The sequence below is a fragment of the Micromonospora palomenae genome (assembly GCF_007829925.1).
Classification (GTDB): domain Bacteria; phylum Actinomycetota; class Actinomycetes; order Mycobacteriales; family Micromonosporaceae; genus Micromonospora; species Micromonospora purpureochromogenes.
Genome location: NZ_VIXA01000001.1, coordinates 993,754 through 1,019,332 on the forward strand (window position 1 = coordinate 993,754; position 25,579 = coordinate 1,019,332).

20 protein-coding genes are annotated in these 25,579 nt (G+C 75.3%); 14 read left to right on the forward strand and 6 right to left on the reverse strand.

Annotated elements, in window-relative coordinates; genetic code table 11:
* Nucleotides 1-76: 76 nt before the first annotated feature.
* From FHX75_RS04415 to FHX75_RS04425, 3 genes are all read left to right on the forward strand, one after another.
* On the forward strand, nt 77-2,296 hold the full coding sequence (locus FHX75_RS04415; protein ID WP_154936781.1) for a molybdopterin oxidoreductase family protein: 2,220 nt from the start codon (nt 77-79) through the stop codon (nt 2,294-2,296).
* Between the two features lie 65 nt (nt 2,297-2,361).
* Nucleotides 2,362-2,979, forward strand: coding sequence for a TetR/AcrR family transcriptional regulator (locus FHX75_RS31920; protein WP_211364322.1), 618 nt, complete (start codon nt 2,362-2,364; stop codon nt 2,977-2,979).
* 200 nt (nt 2,980-3,179) lie between these two features.
* Nucleotides 3,180-4,340, forward strand: a complete 1,161-nt coding sequence (locus FHX75_RS04425) for an RNA-guided endonuclease InsQ/TnpB family protein (protein WP_211364323.1) — start codon at nt 3,180-3,182, stop codon at nt 4,338-4,340.
* Between the two features lie 13 nt (nt 4,341-4,353).
* Here FHX75_RS04425 and msrA read toward each other — a convergent pair whose 3' ends face one another.
* The 4 genes from msrA to FHX75_RS04445 form a co-directional block, all read right to left on the reverse strand.
* Entirely contained in the window at nt 4,354-4,872 is a 519-nt protein-coding gene (msrA, locus tag FHX75_RS04430; protein WP_154936782.1) for a peptide-methionine (S)-S-oxide reductase MsrA, read from the reverse strand.
* Between the two features lie 162 nt (nt 4,873-5,034).
* Nucleotides 5,035-5,325, reverse strand: coding sequence for a hypothetical protein (locus tag FHX75_RS04435; protein ID WP_154936783.1), 291 nt, complete (start codon nt 5,323-5,325; stop codon nt 5,035-5,037).
* Nucleotides 5,319-5,639: a hypothetical protein gene (locus FHX75_RS04440; protein WP_154936784.1), complete on the reverse strand. Its 321-nt coding sequence runs from the start codon at nt 5,637-5,639 to the stop codon at nt 5,319-5,321. Before FHX75_RS04440 ends, FHX75_RS04435 begins: the two co-directional genes overlap by 7 nt.
* Before the next feature lie 51 nt (nt 5,640-5,690).
* Nucleotides 5,691-9,017 carry an ATP-binding protein gene (locus tag FHX75_RS04445; RefSeq protein ID WP_154936785.1) on the reverse strand — a complete coding sequence of 1,109 codons (3,327 nt, stop codon included), beginning with the start codon at nt 9,015-9,017 and terminating at the stop codon, nt 5,691-5,693.
* A 167-nt stretch (nt 9,018-9,184) separates the two neighbouring features.
* Between FHX75_RS04445 and FHX75_RS04450 the strand changes: the two genes are divergently transcribed.
* From FHX75_RS04450 to FHX75_RS04465, 4 genes are all read left to right on the forward strand, one after another.
* On the forward strand, nt 9,185-10,063 hold the full coding sequence (locus FHX75_RS04450) for an alpha/beta fold hydrolase (protein WP_154936786.1): 879 nt from the start codon (nt 9,185-9,187) through the stop codon (nt 10,061-10,063).
* Nucleotides 10,064-10,351: 288 nt separating this feature from the next.
* A complete protein-coding gene (gene hflX, locus FHX75_RS04455; protein WP_154936787.1) occupies nt 10,352-11,503 on the forward strand; it encodes a GTPase HflX in 1,152 nt (383 codons plus the stop codon).
* A gap of 132 nt (nt 11,504-11,635) precedes the next feature.
* Nucleotides 11,636-12,226, forward strand: a complete 591-nt coding sequence (locus tag FHX75_RS04460; protein WP_211364324.1) for a hypothetical protein — start codon at nt 11,636-11,638, stop codon at nt 12,224-12,226.
* A gap of 55 nt (nt 12,227-12,281) precedes the next feature.
* Nucleotides 12,282-12,542 carry a hypothetical protein gene (locus tag FHX75_RS04465; protein ID WP_154936788.1) on the forward strand — a complete coding sequence of 87 codons (261 nt, stop codon included), beginning with the start codon at nt 12,282-12,284 and terminating at the stop codon, nt 12,540-12,542.
* An 89-nt stretch (nt 12,543-12,631) separates the two neighbouring features.
* On the opposite strand, the gene FHX75_RS04470 is transcribed toward FHX75_RS04465, so the two are convergent.
* Nucleotides 12,632-13,081, reverse strand: a complete 450-nt coding sequence (locus FHX75_RS04470) for a VOC family protein (protein ID WP_211364408.1) — start codon at nt 13,079-13,081, stop codon at nt 12,632-12,634.
* A 405-nt stretch (nt 13,082-13,486) separates the two neighbouring features.
* Here FHX75_RS04470 and FHX75_RS04475 point away from each other — a divergent pair, with 405 nt between their 5' ends.
* Entirely contained in the window at nt 13,487-16,483 is a 2,997-nt protein-coding gene (locus tag FHX75_RS04475) for an ATP-binding protein (protein WP_246157633.1), read from the forward strand.
* A 40-nt stretch (nt 16,484-16,523) separates the two neighbouring features.
* Here FHX75_RS04475 and FHX75_RS04480 read toward each other — a convergent pair whose 3' ends face one another.
* Nucleotides 16,524-17,003, reverse strand: coding sequence for a winged helix-turn-helix transcriptional regulator (locus FHX75_RS04480; protein ID WP_154936790.1), 480 nt, complete (start codon nt 17,001-17,003; stop codon nt 16,524-16,526).
* Nucleotides 17,004-17,118: 115 nt separating this feature from the next.
* Between FHX75_RS04480 and FHX75_RS04485 the strand changes: the two genes are divergently transcribed.
* The 6 genes from FHX75_RS04485 to FHX75_RS04510 all read left to right on the forward strand — a co-directional run bounded on the left by FHX75_RS04485 (nt 17,119) and on the right by FHX75_RS04510 (nt 25,490).
* The gene (locus tag FHX75_RS04485; RefSeq protein WP_154936791.1) at nt 17,119-17,817 is read left to right on the forward strand and encodes an SDR family oxidoreductase; all 699 of its coding nucleotides are present in this window, start codon (nt 17,119-17,121) and stop codon (nt 17,815-17,817) included.
* 73 nt (nt 17,818-17,890) lie between these two features.
* Nucleotides 17,891-19,480, forward strand: a complete 1,590-nt coding sequence (locus tag FHX75_RS04490; RefSeq protein ID WP_246157635.1) for an MFS transporter — start codon at nt 17,891-17,893, stop codon at nt 19,478-19,480.
* 228 nt (nt 19,481-19,708) lie between these two features.
* Nucleotides 19,709-20,374, forward strand: coding sequence for a DUF2238 domain-containing protein (locus FHX75_RS04495; RefSeq protein WP_154936792.1), 666 nt, complete (start codon nt 19,709-19,711; stop codon nt 20,372-20,374).
* Entirely contained in the window at nt 20,371-21,090 is a 720-nt protein-coding gene (locus tag FHX75_RS04500) for a class I SAM-dependent methyltransferase (RefSeq protein WP_246157637.1), read from the forward strand. The genes FHX75_RS04495 and FHX75_RS04500 overlap by 4 nt, the downstream gene beginning before the upstream one ends.
* Before the next feature lie 369 nt (nt 21,091-21,459).
* On the forward strand, nt 21,460-22,383 hold the full coding sequence (locus tag FHX75_RS04505) for an alpha/beta hydrolase family protein (protein ID WP_154936793.1): 924 nt from the start codon (nt 21,460-21,462) through the stop codon (nt 22,381-22,383).
* 371 nt (nt 22,384-22,754) lie between these two features.
* Nucleotides 22,755-25,490 carry a helix-turn-helix transcriptional regulator gene (locus FHX75_RS04510; RefSeq protein WP_246157640.1) on the forward strand — a complete coding sequence of 912 codons (2,736 nt, stop codon included), beginning with the start codon at nt 22,755-22,757 and terminating at the stop codon, nt 25,488-25,490.
* The last annotated feature ends 89 nt before the right edge of the window (nt 25,491-25,579 follow it).

Here is a 25,579-nt window from a genome sequence, read left to right on the forward strand (position 1 = left end):
GTCACGGGGGATGACAGCCATCCGCCGGCGTGCCACCATACCGACCAGTCGGTATTCCATCCCGAGGGGGCCCGCGATGCCGGGAACGACCGCGACGCGTACCGCGTACCGCACCTGTCCGCTCTGCGAGGCGACCTGCGGGCTGACCCTGACCATCGCCGACGACCGGGTCACGCACGCCCGGGGCGACCGCGAGCACGTCTTCAGCCACGGCTTCGTCTGCCCGAAGGGGGCCGCGTTCCCGCAGCTCCTCGCCGACCCGGACCGCCTGCGCCGACCACTGCTGCGGGTCGACGGCACGCTGCGCGAGGTGGGCTGGGACGAGGCGTTCGCCGCCGTCGAGGCCGGCCTGACCGCCGCCCGGGCCGGCGGCCGCGACGCGGTCGCCGCCTACCTCGGCAACCCCACCGTGCACACGATGGCCGGCGGGCTCTACGCCGGCCCGCTCCTGCGGGCGCTCGGCACCCGCAACGTCTTCACCGCCAGCACCGTCGACCAGATGCCCAAGCACGTCTCCTCCGGCTACCTGTACGGCGACCCCAACACCATCCCGGTACCCGATCTCGACCGCACCGACCTGCTGGTGCTGCTCGGCGCCAACCCCTGGGAGTCCAACGGCAGCCTCTGCACCGCGCCCGACTTCCCGGGCCGGCTGCGGGCGTTGCAGGCCCGCGGCGGCCGGTTCCTGGTCGTCGACCCCCGGCGCACCCGCACCGCCGCGGCCGCCGACGAGCACCTGCCCATCCGGCCCGGCACCGACGCGCTGCTGCTCTTCGCCCTCGTGCACACGCTCTTCGACGAGAACCTGGTCCGGCTCGGCCGGCTGGCGGAACACGTCACCGGCCTGGCCGACGTCCGGGAGCTGGCCACCGCGTTCGCGCCCGAGCGGGTGGCCGACCGGTGCGCGGTGCCCGCGCCGCGCATCCGGCGGCTCGCCCGGGAACTGGCGGCCGCCCCCACCGCTGCCGTCTACGGCCGCGTCGGCACCTGCACGGTCGCGTTCGGCACGCTGACCAGCTGGCTGGTCGACGTGGTCAACGTGCTGACCGGCAACCTGGACCGGCCCGGCGGGGCGATGTTCCCGCTCGCCGCCCACCAGCGAACCCGGGCCGCCGGCCCCGGCAAGGGGTTCCGCACCGGGCGCTGGGCCAGCCGGGTGCGGGGCCTGCCCGAGGTCAAGGGCGAGCTGCCGGTCGCCACCCTCGCCGACGAGATCGAGACGCCGGGGGAGGGCCGGATCCGGGCGTTGATCACCGTCGCCGGCAACCCGGTGCTCTCCACCGCCAACAGTGACCGGCTGGACCGCGCGCTCGCCTCGCTCGACTTCATGGTCAGCGTCGACCCGTACCTGAACGAGACCACCCGGCACGCGGACGTGGTGCTGCCGCCACCCGACCCCGCCCGCGCCGGCCACTACGACTTCGCGTTCCTCACCCTCTCCGTGCGCAACGTCGCGAGCTACTCGCCGCCCGTCCTGCCGCTGGCGCCCGACAGCCTCGACGAGTGCGACATCCTCGCCCGACTCACGCTGATCGCCGCCGGGCAGGGCGCCGACGCCGACCCGGCGGGGCTGCACGAACAGCTGCTCGGCCAGGTGCTCGCCGACGCCGCCGAGGCACTGGACCGGCCGGCGGAGGAGCTGCGGGCGCTGGTCGCCGGGAACCGGCCGGCCGAACGCCTGCTCGACGCGCGGCTGCGGCTCGGCGCGTACGGCGACCGGTTCGGACAGCGACCGGACGGGCTGTCCCTGACCCGGCTGCTGGAGCACCCGCACGGCGTCGACCTCGGGGCGCTGCGACCGCGGCTGCCGGAGGTGCTGCGCACCCCGAGCGGCACCGTCGAGCTGTGCCCGCCACCGATCGCCGCCGACGTGGCCCGGCTGCGCGACGCCCGCGACGCGCCCCCGGAGGGCTTCGTCCTGGTCGGACGCCGGCACCTGCGCTCCAACAACAGCTGGATGCACAACGTGCCGGCGTTGGTGAAGGGCCGCGACCGCTGCACCCTGCAGGTGCACCCCGAGGACGCGGCGAAGCTCGGGCTGGCCACGGGGGAGGACGCCCGCGTCACCTCGCGGGTCGGCTCGCTCGTCGTGGCCGTGGAGGTCACCGCAGACACCATGCCGGGCGTGGTCAGCCTGCCGCACGGGTGGGGCCACGACGTGCCCGGCACCCGGCAGGCGGTGGCCCGCGCCCACGCCGGCGTCAACGCCAACGTGCTCACCGACGAGACGGCCGTCGACCCGCTCTCCGGAAACGTCGTGCTCAACGGCATCCCGGTGCGCGTCCAGCCGGCCTGATCGGCGGCGCCTTGCGTACGCTGGCGCACCGGGCCGGCGGGCGGCCCGGAAGGGCGGGGGCACCGGTGGGTCGGACGGGCGACGGGGAGGCGCTGCCGCAGCGGCTGCTGGCGGTCGCCACCAGGCTGTTCGCGGAGAAGGGTTTCGAGAAGACCTCGGTGCAGGAGATCGTCGAGGCCGCCGGGGTCACCAAGGGCGCGATGTACCACTACTTCGCCGCCAAGGACGACCTGCTCCAGGAGATCTACCAGCGGCTGCTGCGCATGCAGCGCGAGCGCCTGGAGGCCATCATGGCCCGCGACCAGCCGGTGGCGCTGCGGCTGCGGGCGGCCGCCGCCGACGTGGTGGTCACCGCGATCGCCAACCTGGACGACGCCACGATCTTCCTCCAGTCGATGCATCTGCTGTCGGCCGACCGCCGGCGCGCGGTGCGGGCGGCCCGCCGGGAGTACCACGAACGCTTCCGCGAGCTGGTGGAGGAGGGCCAGCGCGCCGGGACGTTCCGCGCCGACGTGCCGGCCGACCTGGCCGTCGACTACTTCTTCGGCGCGGTGCACCACCTCGGCGCGTGGTTCCGCGGCGACGGTCGGCTCACCGGCGAGCAGGTCGGCGCGCACTTCGCCGACCTGCTGCTCTCCTCGCTGCGCCCGGACCCGCCAGCCGACCCGCGGCCGTCCCGGTGACGGTGCGTTGGCGGGCCGGTCGCACCCGTCGAGCCGCGCCGCTGGTGGCCGCGCCCGTCGTTCGCCGGCCAGCCGCGCGAGCAGAGCCGACCGCTACCAAGATGCGGGCCAGTGCTCCGCCCTTTAGGGCCGGGGTGAAGGCCCGCGCGGGAGGGCCGCCGGGCCCGAGCGTGCTCTAACCGGGACGGTCTTGCTGCTCGATGTACTGGCGCAGGACGGTCAAGGGTGCGCGTGCGCGCCAGCGGGCGCGTGAGGCAGGCGAGGCGTTCCTGTCGGATGGTGACCTGTCGAAGCGGGTCATCACCCAGGCCAAGCAGACGCCTGAGCGGGACTGGCTGGGAGAGGTGTCGGCGGTGGTGCTCCAGCAGGCCCTCGCGGACCTTAACGTCGCGTACCGGAACTTCTTCACCTCGATCAGTGGCAAGCGCCAGGGCCGCAAGGTCGCCCCGCCGAGGTTCCGGTCCCGCAAGGACAACCGGCAGGCGATCCGGTTCACCGCGAATGCCCGGTTCAAGATGCTCGACAACGGCCGGCTCAGGTTGCCGAAGATCGGCGATCTTGCGGTGCGTTGGTCCCGGCCTCTGCCGGCCGCACCAACCTCGGTCACGGTCATCCGGGACGCGGCTGGTCGGTACTTCGCCTCGTTCGTTGTGGTCGCCGCCGACGACCCGCTGCCTGCGGTCGACGCCGAGGTGGGCATCGACCTCGGGTTGACCCACTTCGCCGTCCTGTCCAACGGCAAGAAGGTCGCCGCCCCGAAGTTCTTGCGTCGGGCGGCCCGCAAGCTGCGCCGGTTGCAGCAGGACCTGTCCCGAAAGCAGCGGGGCAGCAACAACCGCAAGAAGGCCGTCGTCAAGGTCGCCCGCGCGCACGCTCGGGTGGCCGACAGCCGGCGGGACTGGCAGCACCAGCTCTCGACACGGATCATCCGCGACAACCAAGCGGTGTACGTCGAGGACCTGTGCGTCGTCGGTCTCGGCCGGACCCGGCTGGCCAAATCGGTGCACGACGCGGGCTGGGCGCAGTTCGTGCAGATGTTGGAGTACAAGGCCGCCCGGCGCGGGCGGACGTTCGCGAAGACCAACCGGTTCCTGCCCACGTCGCAGACATGCTCGACGTGCGGCCGGATCGACGGGTCCAAGCCGCTGTCCGTCCGGTCGTGGACCTGCCCGTGCGGGGCCGTCCACGACCGGGACGTCAACGCGGCCAGAAACATACTCGCGGCGGGACGCGCCGAGAGCCTAAACGCCTGTGGAGCGCAGGTAAGACCGGCACCCCTGCCGGCACCGCGCCGAGAAGCAGGAATCCGCCCCGACGCTGTGCGGTCCACGCGCAGCGTGGAGGGAATCTTCGCCCTTTAGGGCGGAGAGATCGTCAAGCGGCCTTCTCCCCTCGACGGGGGAGCTTCCAGTCCGGCCGGACGAAGTGGCAGGTGTAACCACCGGGATTGCGCTCCAGGTAGTCCTGGTGTTCCGGCTCGGCCTCCCAGAACGGGCCGGCGGGAGTGACTTCGGTGACCACCTTGCCCGGCCACAGGCCGGAGGCGTCGACGTCGGCGATCGTGTCCTCCGCGACCTGCCGCTGCTGCTCGTCGGTGTAGAAGATCGCCGACCGGTAGCTGACTCCCACGTCGCCGCCCTGACGATTCTTCGTGGTCGGGTCGTGCACCTGGAAGAAGAACTCGAGAAGATCCCGGTAGGACAGCTTCTCGGGGTCGTAGATGATCTCGATCGCCTCGGCATGCGTACCGTGGTTGTAGTACGTGGCGTTCGGCACGTCCCCGCCGGTGTAACCGACCCTGGTGGCGAGCACGCCAGGGCGTTTCCGGATGAGATCCTGCATCCCCCAGAAGCAGCCGCCGGCCAGGATCGCCTTCTCCGTCGTCTCGCTCATCGCTCCGCCCTCCGGTGCGGGTGCTCGCGCTCGTACCTCGGGACCCTGTGTGTCCTGCTGGCGACCGTGGCCTTCCCGTTCCGGCTGCCACCATGCCGACCGACGAGAACCTGAACGCCGGTACGGGCGACGGGCGCCGCGCCGGGCGGACTTTCCGCCGGATCAGCAGAACCAGCCGTCCTGGACCCAGCCGCGGCGGTTGATGTGCCCGTAGGCGAAGCCGTAGACGTAGCCGCCGCTGCGCGGGCCCTCGACGAGGAAGGTCTGGCCCTGGTAGAGGGTGCCCATCCAGGCGCCGTTGGGCTGGGTGCGGACGAACAGGTCGGCGGCGCAGACCGTCTCGCGCTGCCCGATCGTGCCGGTGTCGGCGTGCGCCGCGGCCGGTGCGGCGACGAGGGCGACGGTTCCCGCCAGCACGGTCGCCACCGCGCGGGCGACGGATCGGCTCACCATGAGTCGTACCCCCCGATGCACTCGATACGCAGGTAGCCCCAGTCGTTGGGGCCGAAGTCGAAGGTCGCGGCCCAGCCGTTGTAGACCGGGTGCGCCCCGGGCGTGTGGCCGATCTTGTTGCCGTAGGGCAGGACCCGCTTCAGGCCGTAGGGGCCGCTGACCGAGTCGTAGTTGTCGTAGAAGCTGGCGCTCTGGCAGATGACCACGGCGTGCCGGGGCACCACCGGATCGGCCTGCGCCGGCACGGCGCCGAGCGTGGCCACCGCGGTGCCGATGGTCAGGACGGCGACTCCGTGCAGGATTCGTCGGGACATGCCCACCTCCCGTCGCTGGGAAGATAATTGCCAGCCACGGTATCAAGAACGTCAATATCTGTCGATGGTCGCCCCATCGACGGTCATCGCTCGTGGTTGGGCTCGGGCGGCCACCTCCGCGGCCTTGCGGCGATGGGCGGCGGCCTCGTCGGGACGGCCCAGCGCGGTGGCGAGGTCGGCGAGATGCCCGGCCACCGGCCCGAGGGTGAGGACCCCGCTGCCCGCGCCGGCCAGCTCGTCGGCGGCGGGCAGCAGCTCCGCGTACGCGTACCGCATGGTGGTGCGGTCGCCGAGGGCGAGCGCGGCGCGGGCGGCGAGGCACAGCCGCGCCTCGCGGAGCAGGTCGTGCGGCGACTCCGGGAGGGCATCCAGCGCCGCGCCGGCCTCGTCCCGGCGGCCGGCGGCGAGCAGGACCAGCGGCCGGACCCAGGGCTCGTGCGGTCCCCAGGCCGCGCGCTGCCCCTCGTCGGCGGGCCCGTGCATGTCGGCCGGCCGGTCGCCGGGGGCCGGTTCCGGCAGGCGCAACGACAGCAGCGCGAGCGGGAGCAGCCCGTTCTCCATGCCGGGCATCCCGGCAGCGGGAAGTGGGGCGTGGGCCGCCCGGTACGCGGCCTCGGCCGCGGCGACCTGCCCGCCGACGGCCAGGCGCAGCGCCGCGTACCAGCGGGTGAAGACGCCCACCAGCGGCAGCTCGTACCGCTCGGCGAGGCGGTCGGCGGCCGCGGCGTGGGCGTCGGCGGCGTCGAAATCGGCGAGCGCGCAGCGGGCCTGGAGCAGGACCAGGTGCCCGAGCACCTCGAAGGTCACCAGCTCGTGCTCGCGGGCCAGCTCGACCAGTTCCGCGCCGATGCGCGCCCGCTGCGGGGCCAGGCCGGCGCGGGCGAAGGCGTGCATGAAGCGGGCGTTGAGGGCGAACGCCAGCAGCGCCGGATCGGCCAGGCGCCGGGCGATCGCCTCCGCCTCCACGGCGGCCCGGTGTCCCCGGTCCGTGGTGTCGCCGCGCAGCTCCAGCGCCAGTGTGCTCAACAGGCGGCTGCGATCCGCCGGCCGGTCCCCGCCCAGGGCGGCCAGGGTGCGCCCGGCGGCCTCGACGATGCGGTGGGCGAGGCGGTCGTCGTCGTTGCGCGTCCAGATCGCGGGCACCTCGAAGGCCGCGAGGACGTCCGCGGTCGCCCGGGGGTCGTCCAGCCGCTCGGCCGCGGTGAGCGCCGCGCCCCGGTGCCGGCGCGCCTGGTCCAGGTGTCCGGTGACGGCGAGCGCGCGGCCCAGCCCCATCAGCGCCCGCAGCCGGCCGTGCGGATCGTCGTCGGCGAGCTCGTGGGCGTCGAGCGCCTGCTGCCACAGCCGGGCGGCCCGGTGCGGCAGGGAGCGGTGTTCGGCCTGCTCGGCGGCGGCGGTGGCGTACCGGGCGGCGCGCGGCGCGGCGGTCCGCGTCCCGGCTCGGGAGAAGTGGTGGGCGAGGGCGGTGACGTCGTCGGGGTGCAGCCGTTCGAGGGCGGCACCGGCGGCGGTGTGCCAGCGGCTGCGGCGCGGTGCCGACAGGTCGCCGTACACCGTGTCCCGGACCAGGATGTGCGCGAACCGCAACCGCGCCGTCGGGCCCTGCTCGGTCAGGACGCCGGCGCGCACCGCGTCGTCCAGCGCGTCCAGGACGGCCGCCTCGTCGCCGGTCATCGCGGCCAGGAGGTCCGGGTCGACGTCGCGCCCGAGCACGGCCGCCTGCTGCACCACCGTGCGGGCGGGGCCGGGCAGCTGTGCCAGGCGGTGGCGGATGACGTCGCGGACCCCGGGCGGGACGGTCTCCAGCGCCGCCGGGCCCTCCGCGGCGAGCAGCCGGGCCAGCTCCCGGACGTAGAACGGGTTGCCGCCGCTGCGGCGGTGGATCAGGTCGGCGGTCGGCGGGTCGAGGTCCCGGCCGGCGACCGCCCGGGCGAGTTCGCCGGTGGCCGGTGCGTCCAGACCGTCGAGGTAGACCCGGACCGGTTCGCTGCGGGCGAGGCGGGCCAGGGCGGCCGTCAGCTCGGGGCCGATCCCGGTGGACCGGAAGGCACCCACGACGAGGACGGGACCGGTGACCGGCTCCGGTTCCGCGAACAGCGCGGCCAGCAGGTCGAGGGTGTCCTCGTCGGCCCGGTGCAGGTCGTCGAGGACCACCAGCACCGGTCCTCGGCCGGCCGACGCGGTGAGCAGGTCGACGGCGGCCCGGTGCCGGCGGAACCGGGCCACCGCCGGCTCCTCCGTCGGGCCGCCCGATGACGGGTCCGCGACGGCCAGCGCCCGGGTGATCTGGGTCCACGGCCAGGCCACCGGCGCGCCCTCGTACTCCGGGCTGCGTCCCCAGGCGGTGGCCCAGCCGTCGCCGGCCAGCCGCCGGGTGAGCGCCTCGGCCAGTGCCGTCTTGCCCGCCCCCGCCCCGCCCGAGACCAGGGCGAGGGCCGGCCGGCGGTGCCGGGCCACCGTTGCGGCCGCGGCCCCCAGCAGCTCCTGCTCCTCCTGCCGGCCCACGAACGTACGCGGCGCCTCCGCCGTCACCCCGCCGCCGCCGGGCGCCGCCGCCGGGACGTCGTCGGCCCTGCTCACCGCCGGCGCCGGGTCGAGGTGCGGCGCCTGGGCGAGGATGTCGGCCTCCAGGCGACGCAGCCCGGGGCCGGGGTCCAGGCCGAGCTCGGCCACCAGGGTCTCGCGGGCCCGGCGCAGCGCGGCCAGCGCCTCGCCCTGCCGACCGGACCGGTACAGGGCGGTGGCCCACAACCGCCAGGCGTCCTCGCGCAGCGGCTGCGCGGCGGCGTGCTGTTCCAGCTCGACGGCGGCCTCGGCGGCCCGCCCCAGCGCCAGCAGCGCCTCACCCCGGCGTTCCACCGCCAGCATCCGCAGCTCGTCGAGCCGGGTGACCTCGGCGCGCGCCCAGCCCTGGTCGGCGAACTCCACGTACGCCGGGCCGCGCCAGCAGGCGAGCGCGTCGGTCAGCCGGGCCAGCGCCGAGCCGGCGTCGCCGTCCCCGATCAGCCGGCCCGCCTCGGCGACCGCCGCCTCGAACCGCCACGCGTCCACCGCCTCGGGGGCGGCGCGCAACGCGTAACCGGGGGGCGCGGTGACCAGCAGCCGGGCCGGCTGGCGGGGTGCCCGTTCCGGCTCCAGGGCCCGGCGCAGATCGGCGACGAAGGTACGGACCGCCGCCACCGCCTGCTCCGGTGGCGTCTCCCAGAGGTCACCGACGAGCCGGTCCACCGACACCACCTGGCCCCGCGCGACCAGCAGGCGGGCCAGCACGGCCCGATGGCGCGGACCCCGCAGCGGTACGGGCCCGGCCGCGCCGATCGCCTGCACGGGCCCCAGCACGCCGAACGTCACCGCCGGTGCCCCCGCCCGCCAGCTCATGGCACCCACTCTAGGCACCGCCGAGCCGGGCCCCGGTCGGCGGCCGGGCACTCATCCGCTGCTGATCCGCTGCTCATCGCCGCCGGTCAGGCTCGATCCCGAGGACCGGTCACGGGGCGCCGCCCCCGGCCGGTCGACGGACACCCGAACGAGCAGGAGAGTTCCCGGTGAACCCCAGGATCAACGGATTCGATCATCAGCGCGTCACCGTCGCCGACGGTGTGGCCCTGCACGCCGCGGTCGGCGGCTCGGGCAGCCCGATCGTGCTGGTGCACGGCTTCCCGCAGACCCACCTCATGTGGCGGCACGTCGCCGCCGACCTCGCCGCCGACCACACCGTCATCTGCCCCGACCTGCGCGGCTACGGCGCCAGCGACAAGCCCGCGGCGACCGGCCCGGACGTGTACGCCAAGCGCACCATGGCCGACGACATCGTCGCGCTCGCCCGCGCCCTGGGCCACGACCGCTTCGCCCTGGCCGGCCACGACCGCGGTGCCCTGGTCGCCGTGCGGGCCGGCCTCGACCACCCCGAGGCGGTCACCCATCTGGCCGCGCTCGACGTCCTGCCGACCCTGGACATGTGGGACGTCCTGCGCGGCACCTCCGCCGCCGTCGGCTTCCACCTGTACCTGATGGCCCAGCCGCCCGGCCTGCCCGAGCAGCTCATCGCCGCCAGCCCGGACGCCTTCTTCGGCCACTTCCTCGACATCTGGACCCGGGACCCCGACGCCATCCCCGCCGAGGTTCGGGCGGCCTACCTGACGGCGTCCCGGGATGCCGTCCCGTCCATCGTGGCCGACTACCGCGCGTCCGCCGGCATCGACGTGGAGCACGACACCGCCGACCGCGCCGCCGGCCGGCAGTTGCGCATGCCGGTGACCGTCCTGCAGCAGGACTGGGGCGCCGCGCTGGGCTTCGACGCCGCCGGCCGGTGGCGCGCCTGGGCGCCGGACCTGCACCACCGCACCGTCTCCTGCGGGCACTTCATGGCCGAGGAGGCGCCCGCCGAGGTCGTCAAGGCCCTCCGGGCGCTGCTGACCCGATGACCGGCGCGGGCTCCGGGCGCGTGGCGCCGCCCGGAGCCCGCCAGCTTCCCGGACCGCTCCGGTCGCGGCCGCTCCGGGTGCCGGGCGGCTTCTTCCCGGGTCGGCTCCGTCCCGGGCCGCTCCCTGGGCCGCTCGCTGACCTGCGGGTGCGGCCGGATGTCCTGGCCTGGGTGGATTCGGACCTCGGTGCGACCTGACGGCCGGGGTGGGCGCGGCGTCGGCGGCATGGTCGGCGGCGGCCAGGGTAGGCCGCAGTCCGGCGCGAGGCGAGGCGAGGTGAGGTGGACGATGGCGGGTACGTGGTTGCTCGGTGCGGGAGCCGAGACCGCCCGGCAACGGCCGACGGCGGTGCTGGTCGCGGTGCGCGAGGACGACGGCGCCGGCGGCAACGGCCCCGGCAGTGAGGTGTCCCTGGCGGAGCTGCGACGGCTCGCCGACACCGACGGCCTCAACGTCGCCGACGCGGTGGTGCAGCACCGGCCGAAGCCGGATCCGGCCACCTTCCTGGGCTCCGGCAAGGTCGACGAGCTGGCCGCCGCCACCGAACGCGCCGGTGCCGAGCTGGTCATCGCCGACGGTGAGCTGAGCCCCGGCCAGGTGCGGAACCTGGAGGAACGGGTCGGGGTACGGGTGGTGGACCGTACCGCGCTGATCCTGGACATCTTCGCCGAGCACGCCCGCACCAGCGAGGGCCGGGTGCAGGTGGAGCTGGCGCAGATCGCATACCAGTTGCCCCGGCTGCGCGGCGACGGCCGGTCGATGTCCCGCGTCGGTGGCGGCCGGGTCGCCGGCGGCGCCGGCATCGGTGTGCGTGGACCGGGTGAGATGCGGCTGGAGACCCAGCGTCGGACGCTGCGCCAGCGGGCCACCCGGCTGCGGCGCAACGCCGGCGAGCTGGCCCGGCGGCGGGAACGCACCCGGGGCCGGCGGGCGCGCAACCAGATCCCCTCGGTGTCGATCACCGGGTACACCAACGCCGGGAAGTCCGCCCTGCTCAACCGCATGACCGGTGCGGACGCCCAGGTGCAGGACGTCCTCTTCGCCACCCTCGACCCGACGGTACGGCGGATCAGCACCGGCGAGCTGACCTACACCGTCACCGACACCGTGGGGTTCGTCCGGCACCTGCCGCACCAACTGGTCGACGCGTTCCGCTCGACTCTGGACGAGGTCACCCGCAGCGACCTGGCGATGCACGTGGTGGACGCGTCCGCGCCCGACGCGTTCGGCCAGATCACCACCGTGCACGGCGTGCTGCACGAGATCGGCGCGGGCCAGGTGCCGGAACTGCTGGTGCTCAACAAGATCGACATCGCGCCGCCGGAGTGGGTCGACGCGCTGTGCCGCGCGTACCCGGACGCGGTGCCGGCGTCCGCGCTGACCGGCGCCGGCATCGACGAACTGCGCCGAACGCTGGCCCGCCGCCTGACCGGGCGCTGACCGCTCGCCGGCAGCCCCGCGTGGGCGAGCTGTCCCGGAGGTCGGTGGTCGGGGAACACGGCATGGCGACCCCGGCGAAAGTGCTTCAATCGGGACGAAGGGCAACGTGCCCGTTGAGCGGAGGAGTGCGGGATGACGATGACCGCGACCGACAACCATGCCGTCGCCCAGGCCGTCCACGACGTCGGCTCCGCGCTGTGGTTCGGCGGCACCGTCATGGGCGTCGCCGGGGTCAACAAGTCCGGGAGCGATCTGCAGCAGGGCATCGACCGGATCCGGGTCGCAGAGTCCGCCTGGAACCGGTTCAGCCCGGTGCAGTGGCTCGGCATCGGCGCGACCCTGCTCGCCGGGTTGCGGCTGACCCAGGTCGGCGGACGGCGCATCGCGTTGCAGAAGGGATTCGGCACGGTGGGCGCGTTGAAGGCGGGGATCACGGTCGCCGGTGCCCTGGCCACCGCCTACTCGGCCTACTGCGGCAACCGGATCGGTCAGCTGGCCGAGGCGGCGCACCAGCGGGGCGACCGCCTCGAGGTGCACGACGCCACGGTGCCGGCCGCGGGGACGCCGGCGGAGATCGCGACGTGGCAGCGGCGCCAGCGCCTGGCGCAGTTCGTCGTGCCGGCGCTGGCCGGCGCGAACATCGTCTGCGGCTCGTACCTCGTGCAGTCGTACCGGCTGGGCGCCACCGGAAAGGGCGTCCTCCGGCGGCTGTTGCCGGACTGATCCGCCGTCACGAGGCCGGCCCCGCGAGGGACCGGCGGGGGAGAGGAGCGTCGGCATGACCGATGGACCGTTCGACGTGCCGCCGGAGGCCGACGCGGTCGAGCAGCGCCAGCCGCTGCTCGACGAGGGGCAGCCCGACGAGCCGCCGGAACCGCAACCGCTGGACGCCACCGAGGCCGACCTGGCCGAGCAGGGCGCCTCGGTGCCGGGGGAGCACGCGCTGCCGTCGACCTCCCTGCCCGAGGACGCCACCGCCGCGGACGCCCTGGAGCAGCGCCAGGTGGTCGGGCCGGGCGACGAGGACCGCCGGGACTGACCCGGCCGGCCCTGACCCGCGGCGCCCGTTCCGGCACGCGGACGGGCCGCGACGGTGGCGGGCCGGCGGCCCTCCCGCCGCGACACCCGTCAGACGACGCAGAACTCGTTGCCCTCGGGATCGCCCAGGACCACGGCGTAGTAGTCCATCGCCGGCTCGTCCATCGTCCGCAGGATCGTGGCCCCCGCCCGGACGACCCGGTCGACCACCGCGTCGACCCGCTCGGTGCGCAGCTTCAGGTCGACCGTGCGGCCGCCGCCGACCTTGAGATCGAGGTGGACCCGGTTCTTGGTCACCTTGGGCTCGGGCACCTGCTGGAACCAGATGCGTGGCCCCCGGCCGGTCGGGTCGACGACCGACTCCGGGGTGTCACCGGCCCCCTCGGGCAGCTCCTCCGCCGGCACGCCCGTCGCCGCCCAGTAGTCCCGCCAGGTGCGGTGGCCGCCCGGCGGTGGCTCCGGCACGTAGCCCAGCGCCTCGGCCCAGAACGCCACCATCCGGCGGGGGTCGGCGCAGTCGATCGTCACCTGCAGTGTCATCTCCACGGCGGGAGCCTCGCAGCCGGGTACGACAGGTGCCGCCGATCGGTCACCCCGAGGACGTGGCTTTCGTCACTCGGTCACCCGGACCGCGCCCGCGTCCCCAAGCCGCCGTCGCGACACCCGGTCGCCCGCTCGCCGGGGACCCGGGGCGGCGGTAACCTGGGGCCTTGCTCCGGCTCGGGGGGTCGTTTCCCCTGCTCGCGCGGTGGCATCAGGATCGGGCGATCGAGGGGGCGTGAGTGCCGGAGCGGGGCGGCTGGCGGTCGGCGGCGAACGGCCGGGCGGCGCGCCGTCCGACCGAGGGCGCCGCGCTGCGACCGGGCGCGCGATCCCCGTCCCGGGCACCGAGGTTCGGCGGGCCCGGCGACGGGGTACGGGCACGGCGATGAGGTGTATTCGAACGTGACCAGCCCCACCGAGGAGCTGTTCGGCAGCGGCAGCGCCACCGGGCGGTTGATGGCCCGGCTCGACTGGGCGGCCACCCCGCTCGGCCCCGTCCAGTCCTGGCCGCAGAGCCTGCGCGCCGCCGTGCGGATCGTCCTGTCCTCCCGGTACCCGATGCTGCTGCTCTGGGGCGAACAGTTCACCCAGCTGTACAACGACGCCTACTCGGCCCTGATCGGCGACAAGCATCCGGGTGCGCTCGGAGACGACGTCCGGACCACCCTGGCCGAGGGCTGGGACGTGCTCGCGCCGCTGATCCACGACGCGATGGCGACGGGCGTGGCCAGTTGGGTGCCCGCCCTCCAGCTGCTCCTCGACCGGTCCGGCTACCGGGAGGAGGCCTACTTCAGCGTCTCCCACGCCCCGGCCCGTGACGACGACGGCCGTACCGTCGGCGTTTTCACGGTGTGCAGCGAGGTCACCGAGCAGGTGGTCGGGGAACGGCGGTTGGGACTGCTGCGGGACCTCTCGGTGCGCGGCGACGGTCGCACGGTGGACGTCACCAGCACCTGCGCCCGGCTGGTCGAGGCGATCGGCGGGCACCGGCTGGACGTACCGTTCGCCGCGATCTACCTGCGGGAGGGCTCGGCGCTGCACCGGGTGGCCTGCACCGGTGACGGTCCGGTGGCGGCGGTGCTGCCCGACGTCGTGGTCGACGGCGACCCGGCCTGGGGGCTGTGGGCCGCCGGCGGGGGAGCGACCACCGAGGTCCACGGGGTCGCCCAGTGGATGACGCTGCCGGCCGGGGCGTTCGACGAGCCGGTGGCCACCGCCGTGGCGCTGCCACTGCCCTCTGCGGAGGCCGATCAGCCCCTCGGGGTGCTGGTGGCCGGGGTCAGCCCCAGCCGCGCCCTGGACGAGGCGTACCGGTCGTTCTTCCACCTGCTGGCGCAGCAGGTGGCCGTCGCAATGCGCAACGCCCGGGCGTACGAGGAGGAACGTCGCCGGGCCGAGGCCCTGGCCGAGCTCGACCGCGTCAAGACCAGCTTCTTCACCAACGTCAGCCACGAGTTCCGTACGCCGCTGACGCTGATGCTCGGCCCGCTGACCGACGCTCTCGCCGACGAACGGCACCCGCTGCCACCGGAACAGCGGGAACGGGTGGACACCGCCCGGCGCAACGCCACCCGGCTGCTCACCCTCGTCAACAGCCTGCTGACCTTCTCCAGCCTGGAGGCCGGGCGCGCCCGCAGCCGGGCGCAACAGGTGGACCTGCCGGAGCTGACCGCCGAGCTGGCCGGTGTCTTCCGCTCGGCGGTGGAGCGCGCCGGGCTGCGCCTGGAGGTGGACTGCCCGCCGCTGCCCCGGCCGGTGGCGCTCGACCCGGCCAACTGGGAGCGCATCGTCACCAACCTGCTGTCCAACGCGCTGAAGCACACGTTCGTGGGGCGGATCAGCGTCGGGCTGCACGCCCACCCCACGGAGCTGCGGCTGACCGTCGCCGACACCGGCATGGGCATCGCCGAGGAGGAGATGCCCCGGCTGTTCGAGCGCTTCCACCGGGTGGACGGGGCCCGCTCCCGCAGCCACGAGGGCACCGGCATCGGGTTGGCCCTGGTCGGCGAGCTGGCCCGGCTCGAGGGCGGCGACGTCCGGGTGGACAGCCGGCTCGGGCGCGGCAGCACCTTCACCGTCGCGCTGCCCTGGTCGGCGCTGCACCGCGGCACGGACGACACCGTGGCGGCGAGCGACCTCGGTGACACCGCCCGCGCCGTGGCACAGGAGGCGAGCGGTTGGCTGGCCGACCCCGTCCGGCCCGAGTCGGCCGAGGAGGGGTCGCCCGGGACGCTGCCCGACGACGGGCGGGGCGTGCGGATCCTGGTGGCCGACGACAACGCCGACATGCGCGCGTACCTGGCCCGGTTGCTGACCGCACAGGGCTGGCGGGTGGACACGGTCGGCAACGGTCGGCAGGCCCTCGACGCGATCCGCCGGGACCCGCCGGACCTGGTGCTGACCGACGTGATGATGCCCGAGGTCGACGGCTTCGCCCTGGTGCGCACCCTGCGGGGACAGCCGGACACCCGGGCGCTGCCGGTGGTGGTGCTCTCCGCCCGCGCCGGCGCGGACGCCGCCGTCGAGGGCCTCGACCTCGGCGCCGACGACTACGTGGTCAAGCCCTTCACCGCGGCCGACCTCGTCGCCCGGGTACGGGCCACCCTGGAGGGTGCGCGACGGCGCCTGCGGACACCGGACGCCGAGGACGGCCGTCCGGAGCCGCCGCGGTCGACCCGTCCCATCAGTGCGGCCCCGAGCCCTGCTCCGCCGGCCACCGGCCCGGTCGAGGCCTCCTCCGCCGGGGCGGCCATGGACTCCACGCCGTCGTTGACCGGTACCGCCGAGGCGACCCCCGCCGGGGCGGCCACGGGCTCCTCGCCGTCGTTGACCGATACCGCCGAGGCGGGGGCGGCCGCGGATCCTGCGGCCGCGGCGGCCAGGACGATGGACGGGGCCATGTCCGACGTGGCCCCGGCCGTCCCCGGTCAGCCGGTAGCGGGCCCCCGGCGGGCCGCTGCCCCCGCCGGAGCGCCGACCACCGTGCAAGTTCCGAACGGCCACGGGACGGCGTCCGTCGTGGACACCGGATGGAGCTACCCCTCGGAGGCCACCTCCGCCTCGGCGATGCGGCGGGACGTGCGGACCTCGCTGGAGGCGCTGCACGTGCACCCCGACGTCGTGCAGGACCTCCTGCTGGCCGCGTCCGAGGCGTTCAACAACGCCGTCGAGCACGCGCAGCAGCCGACCCGACCCGAGGTGCGGGTCCAGCTCCAGGTCGGCGCCGGCACGGCCCGGCTCACCGTCCGCGACTTCGGCACCTGGCGGGACCGGCGGTCGGCGATGGACCGCGGCCGCGGCGCCACCCTGATGAACGCCTTCGGCGACGTGCGGCTGATGTCGACCGCCTCCGGCACGACGGTGACCATCGAGCGTCGCCTCACCGACGACCAGGGCTGACCCGGGTGCGCACCACCGACTGTGCGCGCCCGCAGCGGGTCTAGTCCCGGGGGATCAGGCCCGGCCCGGCGAGGAGGGCGATGTCGCCGTGGTCCACCTCGTGGCCCTGCTCGCAGCGGAGCACGGTGCGGACCCGGCAGCCGCAGTCGCGGTGGGTGGCCAGCACCGGCGGGCCGGCCTCGTCGGCTGCCCAGGTGTCCCCCCACTGACGGAGCGCGGTGATCACCGGCAGCAGCTCGCGCCCCTTGCGGGTGAGCTGGTACTCGTACCGGGTGCGCTGCCCCTGCTCGCGGTAGGGCGTCCGTTCCAGCAGGCCGGCGCCGACCAGTTCCCGTAGGCGGGCGGCCATCGCCGGCTCGCCGATGCCCACCCGGCGGACGAAGTCGTCGAAACGGCGCGTGCCGAGGAACGCGTCCCGCATGATCAGCATCGCCGATCTGCTGCCCACGATGTCCATGGCCCGCGCGATCGAGCAGTTCGTCATCGACCACGCCTCCCGATCGTCCCGCAGATCCTGCATGGCCCCAGCGTACGGGCTGACTTGCGTTGACGCTAGTCAGAGTGCTTCACTGGGCGAGCTGACTTTTCCACGGAGAAGCCAGACGCTCGCAGCGAATCTCACAGACAGGATCCTCATGGACATCTCGACCACTACGGCACTGGTCACCGGCGCCAACCGGGGCTTCGGCCGCGCCCTGGCCGGCGAGCTGCTCGCCCGGGGCGCCACCGTGTACGCGGCGGCCCGCAACCCGGCCCTGATCGACCTCCCGGGCGCCCGGCCGCTGGCACTGGACATCACCGACCCCGCGTCCGTGGCGGCGGCCGCGGCGACCGCCGGCGACGTCACCCTGCTGGTGAACAACGCCGGCTCGTCGACCGGTGCCGACCTGCTCACCGGCGACCTGGACCAGATCCGGCTGGAGATGGAGACGCACTACCTCGGCACCCTCTCCGTGGTGCGGGCCTTCGCCCCCGTCATCGAGCGCAACGGCGGCGGCACCGTCCTCAACGTGTTGTCCGTGCTGTCCTGGTTCGCGCTGCCCACCGATGGCGCCTACGTCGCGGCGAAGGCCGCCGAGTGGGGCCTGACCAACTCGCTGCGACTCACGCTCGCCCCGGCGAAGATCCGCGTCGCGGGCCTGCACGTGGGGTTCATGGACACCGACATGGCCCGGGCGGTCACCGCCCCCAAGGCCGACCCGGCCGACGTGGCGGCGTACGCCGTCGACCACCTGGCCGCGGACGCCTACGAGATCGTCGCCGACGACGTCAGCCGGGGCGTGCTCGCCCGGCTCTCGGGCGGGGTGGCGGCCCTCTACCCGCAGCTGCCGTAGCCGGACACCGCCCTCCACCCCGCGCCGGCGGGCTCCGTCCGGCCGACCCCTTCCACCTCTGCGAGGAGTAGCTGTGCCCGAAGAGCAGACCGCCACGACGGGTCGGCGGGCGCCCGCCACGCCCGCCGCCGCGCCCACCGGGCGGACGACCGTCCGTGGTTCGCACGCGGCGACCCTCGTCGCCATGTGCCTGGGTGCGATGGTCACGTTCCTGCACCTCACCGCGACCGTCTCCGCGCTGACCACGATCCAGCGGGACCTGCGGGTCGACCCGACCAGCGTGGTCTGGATCCCCAGCGCCTACACCCTCGTGCTGGCCGCCCTGGTGCTCTCCGCCGGCACGCTCGGCAGCCGGTACGGCCGCAAGCGGATGTTCAGCGCCGGCCTCGGCGCCATGATGGCCGGAGCTGCCGTGGTCGCTCTGGCCACCGCTCCCGGCTGGGTCGTCGCGGGACAGCTCGTGGCCGGTGCGGGCGGGGCGCTGATCCTGTCGAACAGCCTGGCGATCCTCGGCGTGACGTTCACCGACCCGCACCGCCGTACCGAGGTCATCACCGCCTGGGCGGCGGCGTCCGGCGTCGGCCTGTCGGTGGGCCCGCTCATCGCCGGGACGCTGCTGGCGCACGTCCACTGGCACGGCGTCTTCCTGTCCAGCGTGGTGCTCGGTCTGCTCACCCTCGCCGTCACCACCCGCTGGGTGGCCGAGTCGCGCCAGGCCACCAGCCGCGTCGACCTGCCCGGCCTGCTGCTGGGCACGCTCGCCGTCACCGCCGCCGTCTACGGGCTGATCGAGGGCGGTCGTAACGGCTACACCAGCCCGACGGTGGCGGCCGCGTGGCTCACCGCCGGCGCCGCGCTCGTCGCCTTCGTCGTGGTCGAGCTGCGTACCGCCGCGCCGATGCTGGACGTCCGGCTGTTCCGGTCGCCGTCCTTCAGCGCCGTCATGCTCGTCGCCGCCGTGTCGCTGTTCGGCTTCACCGGCGTGTCGATCCTGCTGGTGCTCTTCCACGAACGCGCCCAGGCGCTCAGCCCGCTCGACACCGGCTGGCGGATGCTGGTGCTGTTCGGCCTCTACGCGGTCACCGCCTTCGCCGCCGGTCAGGCGATCCGCCGCACCGGCTTCAAGGCGCCGCTCACCCTCGGCCTGCTGCTCGGCGGCCTGGCCAGCCTGGGCCTGTCCACCCACACCCCGGACACCCCGTTCAGCCAGAGCTGGCCGCTGCTCGCGCTCTTCGGCGCCGCCTGCGGCCTGGTCGCCGCGCCGGCCACCGCGGCGGCGCTGGCCAGCGTCGCGCCCCCGCAGGCGAGCATGGCCGCCGCGGCGGTCAACACCGCCCGCCAGTTCGGCGCCGTGATGGGCGCGTCGCTGCTGGGTACCCTGCTCAGCACCACGCTGATCGCCGACCTGCCGGGCCGGCTCGCCGCCCACGGCGTACCCGAGTCCACGCGGACGGCCGTGCAGGCGGCCGTGCGCGCCGGCACCAGCGACACCGCGACGCCGCCCGGGCCGGTGCGGCAGGCGCTCGCCGAGTCCCTGAACGCCGGCGTGCAGGCCGGGCTGCGGGTCAACGGCGTCGTCTTCCTCGCCGCCGCCGTCCTGGCGCTCGCCGTCGTCCGCAACCGGCCGCACCGGCACCAGCCGGCGGGCGACGACCGGCGGTGAGGCCGCTGTCGTGAACCCGAGCGGTACCTGGTCCTGATCGCGGGGGGTGGTGGCCGCCGAACTGGCCATCACCCACCCGGCCGGGCGGGAGTCCGGCGCCCCGGGCCGGCCGTTCGAGGTGGGGCCGGGGAACGGTTCGGGGCCGATCGGATCGGCCGGGCCGCTGCTATCGTCGGCGTCCCGGGCGGCGACCGGCCGGCCCGGCCAGCCACGAACAGGCGGTCGCCGGTGACCCGAGCACGTGCCCTCCTCCCGCCGGCGCTGCTGGGCGTCGTCCTCGTCGCGCTGGTCGTCTCCGGCATCCGGCCGTACGACCGGCTGACCTGGCTGCTGGAGACGGTGTGGGTGATCGTCGGGATCCCGGTGCTGCTGCTCACCTGGCGCCGCTTCCCACTGACCACACTGCTGTGCTGCCTGCTCGCGGCGCACGCGATCGTCCTCATCGTCGGTGGTCACCACACCTACGCGCGTACCCCGGTGGGCAACTGGGTGCGGGACCTGTTCGACGTGTCCCGCAACCCGTACGACCGGCTCGGCCACTTCGCGCAGGGCTTTGTGCCGGCCATCCTGGTCCGCGAGATCCTGGTCCGCCGCTCGCCGTTGCGGGGCAGCCGGTGGCTCGCGCCGCTCGCGGTCTGCGCCTGCCTGGCCTTCAGCGCCCTGTTCGAGATGTTCGAGTGGTGGTCGGCGGTGGTCGCGGGCTCGGCGGCGGACGACTTCCTCGCCACCCAGGGCGACGTCTGGGACACCCAGTGGGACATGTTCCTGGCGCTGGTCGGCGCGATCACCTCGCTGGCCCTGCTGAGCCGCCTGCACGACCGCCAACTCCCGCCGCCGCCCGCCGATCCCCGCCGGTCGTCGGTGGGGCCCGACCAGCCGAGGATGACGGCGTGACGGTCGGTCGTCGGCCGGGCGTCGCGCTGCTGGACACCGCGGCGCTGGAACGGTCGGCGGTGGTGGCCAACAACGCGATGAACCGCGAACGGCAGCTCGCCGGGGTCAACAGCTACGCCCGGGAGCTGGGCTTCAACCCCGTCGACGTGCTCACCGACCGGCTCGCCGGCGCCGCCGCCAGCGCCGGCTGGCTGGACCTCTGCTGCGGTACGGGCCGGGCGCTGACCCAGGCGGCCGGGCAGCTGCGCCGGGTCGGGTTGACCGAGCGCAGCACCCTCGTCGGGGTCGACCTGGTGGACGCCTTCGACCCGGCGCCGACACCGTCGGCGAACCTGCGGCTGGTCTGCGCCTCCGTTGCCACCTGGGCGCCGGACCAGCCGTTCGACCTGATCACCTGCCTGCACGGACTGCACTACGTCGGGGACAAGCTCGCCGTCCTGGCCCGCGCCGCCGACTGGCTGACGCCCGAGGGCCGGTTCGTGGCCGACCTGGACCTGTCCAGCATCCGGCTCGCCGACGGGCGCCCCGCCGGGCGACGCCTCACCGCGCTGCTGCGCGACGCCGGCTTCGCCTACGACTCCCGCCGCCGCCGGATCAGCCGCACCGGCCGCCGCGAGGTCCGCCTCCCGTACCGTTTCCTCGGCGCCGACGACCGCGCGGGCCCTAACTACACCGGCCAACCGGCGGTCCACTCCCACTACGCCGAGGAGCGCTGACCGCCTCGCCGTCCGGCGCCCCCGGCGGGCAACAGCGCCTTCCCGCCCGTCCGCTCGCGGCCATCGGCACCTGGATCGTCGCCGGCTACCTCGGCGCGAACTCCCAGCAGCACTGGCAGGACAACTGATCCACCGCGCGCCGGGGGTGGCTCCGACCGGGAGCCGCCCCCGGGGCCGCCCCGCTCGCCGCGTAGGCCGGCCGGCTCGCCGGCGGGATCGGCCGTCTCCCCGGCCGGTCACCGGCCTGCCGCCCGCACGGGCGCGAGCTGCCCCCGGGTTGCGCCGCCGGAGCTTCTCCGCCGCCCACGGGACTGGTGATTTCACCGATGCGGGGGCCGCCCGCTCCACCGAACACTGATCCACGTCGATATGCCCCGACTGCAGGGAGTGCCCGACGTGTCATCACCAACCACCACCCGTCCCCGTTCCGCCGTCCGCGCCGCCGGTCTGGCCGTGGCGGCCGTCCTGGCCGCCGTGGGCGGCCTGGTCGCGGCGCCGGCCGCGCAGGCCGCCGACAACCCGTACGAGCGCGGTCCCGTCCCGACCGTCGCCCTCCTGGAGGCCAGCCGCGGTCCCTTCGCCACCGCGTCGCAGAGCGTCTCCTCGCTCAGCGTGACCGGCTTCGGCGGGGGAGTCATCTACTACCCGACCAGCACCAGCGAGGGCACCTTCGGGGCCATCGCGATCTCGCCCGGCTACACCGCCGCCTGGTCCAGCATCAGCTGGCTCGGTCCGCGGATCGCCTCGCACGGCTTCGTGGTGATCGGCATCGAGACCAACAGCCGCCTCGACCAGCCGGACAGCCGGGGCCGGCAACTGCTCGCCGCGCTCGACTACCTGGTGCAGCGCAGTTCGGTGCGGAGCCGGATCGACGGCACCCGGCTGGCCGTCGCCGGCCACTCGATGGGCGGCGGGGGCAGCCTGGAGGCCGCCGTCTCCCGGCCGTCGCTGCAGGCCACCGTGCCGCTCGCCCCGTGGAACCTGGACAAGAGCTGGACCGACGTCCGGGTGCCGACGCTGATCATCGGCGGCGAGAGCGACACCGTCGCGCCGGTCTCATCGCACTCGGAACCGTTCTACAGCAGCATCCCGGCCTCGTCGGAGAAGGCCTACCTGGAGCTCAACGGGGCGAGCCACTTCTTCCCGCAGACGGTGAACACCCCCACCGCCCGGCAGATGGTGGCCTGGTTGAAGCGGTTCGTCGACAACGACACCCGCTACGAGCAGTTCCTCTGCCCGGGCCCGAGCGGCCTGGCGATCGAGGAGTACCGCAACACCTGCCCGAGCGCCTGACGTTCCCCGGGGCGGCCGCCGACCGGCGGCCGCCCCGCCATGTCCGGCCCCAGCCGACCTGCCCGCCGGTGCCGAGTCGGCTGGGTCTTCCCCGTCGGCCGGCCGCCGTTCCGATACGTCGGAACGGCTCGACGGTGAACGGCAGACCTCAGAAGACGCACTCGCAGTGCCGACATCCGCCGTCATTCCGGCGGGAGGTGCGCTTCACTCGCCTCGGGCGCTCGGCGTGCATCCGCCCGTCGTGATTTCGCGATGGGCGCATCCCTGCTGGCCAAGGGAACGACGCCGCCCAGTGGACAGGCGCGCACCAGTCAACTCTTTCCAACAGGTTTCCGATAAGTGACACTCGATGGATGGTTACTGCATCAACAGTGCAATTAACCGTACTGCGGGGCCGCGACGACGAGTGCGCCGCGATCCGGCGGCTGCTGAACGACCTGCCCGCCGGCGGGGGAGCGCTGCTGCTGCAGGGCGAGCCCGGCTCCGGCCGGACCGCCCTGGTCGACTACGCGCGTCGGCACGCCGACGGGTGCACCGTCCTGGCCGGCGTCGGGCTCGCCGAGGAGGCGGCGCTGCCGTACGCGGGACTGCAACGGCTGCTGGAACCGGTGCTGGACCGGGCCCGCACGCTGCCCGAGCAGCAACGACGGGTGCTGCGGCGCGCGCTGGCCGGCGCGGGATGCCCGGCCCACCGGCGCCTGGCGCTGTCCATGGCCGTGCTCGGGCTGCTCGCCGCCGCCGCGCGGGACCGTCCCGTGCTGTGCACGATGGACGACGTCGACCGGGGCGACCAGCCGACCGCGGAGGTGTTGGCGTTCGTCGCCCGGCGCCTGCGCCACCTGCGGGTGGCCGTCCTGCTCACCACGGCGACGGACGCCTTCGTCGGGGGAATACCCGGTCACCGGCTCCGCCCGCTCGACGACCGCGCCAGCGCCGCGCTGCTCGCCGACCGGCTGGCCGGACAGCCGGTGGCCCCGCCGGTGGCGGCGGTGCTCGGCGCGGTCGCCGGGGGCAACCCGCAGGCCCTGGTCGACCTCGCCGGCGTGCTCACCCCCGGCCAGTGCCGGGGCGAGGAGCCGGCGCCCGCGGCGCCGCCGACCGACGGCGGGCTGGGCCGCGCCTACCGGAGCCGCCTGGAGCACCTGCCGGCCGAGACCCGGCGCGTCCTGCTGCTCGCCGCGCTCGACGAGGAGGGCGAGCCGGGCACCCTGCTCCGCGCGGCGCGGGCCGCCGGCACGAGCGTCGAGGCGCTCGCCCCGGCCGAACTCGCCGGCCTGCTCCGCGTCGAACCGGGCCGGGTCACCTTCCCGCAGCCCCTGGCCCGCGCCATGGTGCGCGGCGCCGCGCCACTCGCCGAGCGGCGCGCCGCGCACCTGCTGCTCGCCGGGGCGCTCGACGGTCCCGGTCAGCGGCTGCGCCGGGCCCTGCACCTCGCCGCCGCCGCGGAGGGCCAGGACCCGGCCCTGGCCACGGAGCTGGAGCAGGCCGCGGCGGACGACGGGGTTGGCGGCGACGCCGCCTCGGCGGCCCTGCAACGCGCCGCCGAGCTCACCGACGACCCGGCCCGCGCCGCCGCCCGGCTGGTGGCCGCCGCACGGTACGCCTGGTCGGCCGGCCGGTCCCACCGCGCCCGCCTGCTGCTGAGAAACCTTCCCGCCGTCGCCGAGCCGACCGTGACCGGGCGGGCCGCACTGCTGCGCGGGGAGCTGGACCTGCGCGGCGGTCGCGCCCGGTCCGCGCTGACCGCGCTGCTGGCCGCCGCGGACACGCTGGCGGGCACCGACCGCGCGCTGGCCCTCGGCGCGCTGGTCCGCGCCGGCGAGGCGGTCTGCTTCTCCGGCGACCAGTACCGCTACGCCGAGGTGGCCCGGCGGGCGGAGCAGCTGCGCCGCCCCGACGACCCACCCGCGACGGAACTGCTGAGCGACTACGTCGCCGGGGTGGCGGCGACGCTGCGCGGCGATCACGAGCGGGCCGGGCCGGCGCTGCGCCGCGCGGTGGTCCTCGGTGGACATCTGGCCGGGCCGGCGCTCACCCCGGCGGCGCTGACCTGCGCGGCGGCGGCCGGCCTGCTGGTGGCCGTGGACGCCGCGGCGCACCGGCTCGCCGAGCGCGCCGTCGAGCTGGCCCACCACCGTGGGGAGCTGTCCGCCCTGCCGCGCGCCCTGGAGCTGCGGGCGGCCGCCGAGTACTGGCTGGGTCGGCACGACGCCGCGGCGGACACCTCGCGGGAGGGACTGCGGATCGCCCGCGACACCGGTCAGGACAACTGGGCCGGGGTGCACCTGGGCATGCTGGCGGTGCTCGCCGCGGTCCGCGCCGACCGGGACACCAGCCTGCGCCGGATCCGCGAAATCGGCGAGAACCCGGGCGGACACAGCCGGCCGCGCGCCCTCGCCCAGTGGGCGCTGGCCGTGCTCGACCTGGCCGCCGGTCGGCACGCCGCCGCCGCGGCGCGGCTGACCGCGCTGGCCCGACCCGGCACCGGCCGGGGGCAGGTGCTCGTCCAGGTGATGGCCACCCCGTACCTGGTCGAGGCGGCCGCCGCCGGCGGAGACCGGGCGGCGGCCGGCGCCGCGCTCGCGGTCTTCGACCGGTGGGCCAGCAGCACGGCGAGCCCGTCCCGCCGGGCCCTCTCCGCGCGCTGCCACGCCCTGCTCGCGCCCCGGGGCAGCGCCGAGGCCGAGCGCGAGTTCCGGGCCGCGCTGCGGCTGCACCCCGCCGACGCCGGCGCGTTCGAGCGGGCCCGCACCGAGCTGCTGCTCGGCCGCGAGCTGCGGCGCAGCCGGCGACCCCGGGACGCGCGGGAGCACCTGCACGACGCCCGGGAGGCGTTCACCCTGATCGGGGCGAGCACCTGGGCGGAGCAGGCGGCCGCCGAGCTGCGGGCGGCCGGGGAGTCGGTCGGCGCGCCGGACCCGTCGGCGGCCCGACTGCTGACCGGGCAGCAGCTGCGGATCGCCCAACTGGTCGCCGAGGGCGCCACGAACCGGGAGATCGCCGCGCGGATGTTCCTCTCCACCCGCACCGTCGACCACCACCTGCGCAACATCTTCCACCGGCTCGGCATCCGCTCCCGCACCGAGCTGGCCCGCGCCCTCTCCTGACGCCGCCGGCCGGTCGGCGTCGCCGGCACCCCGCCGGCCGCCGCCCCCCGGATTCGCCCTGCCGGACGGCCGACGCTGCCGTCCACGCC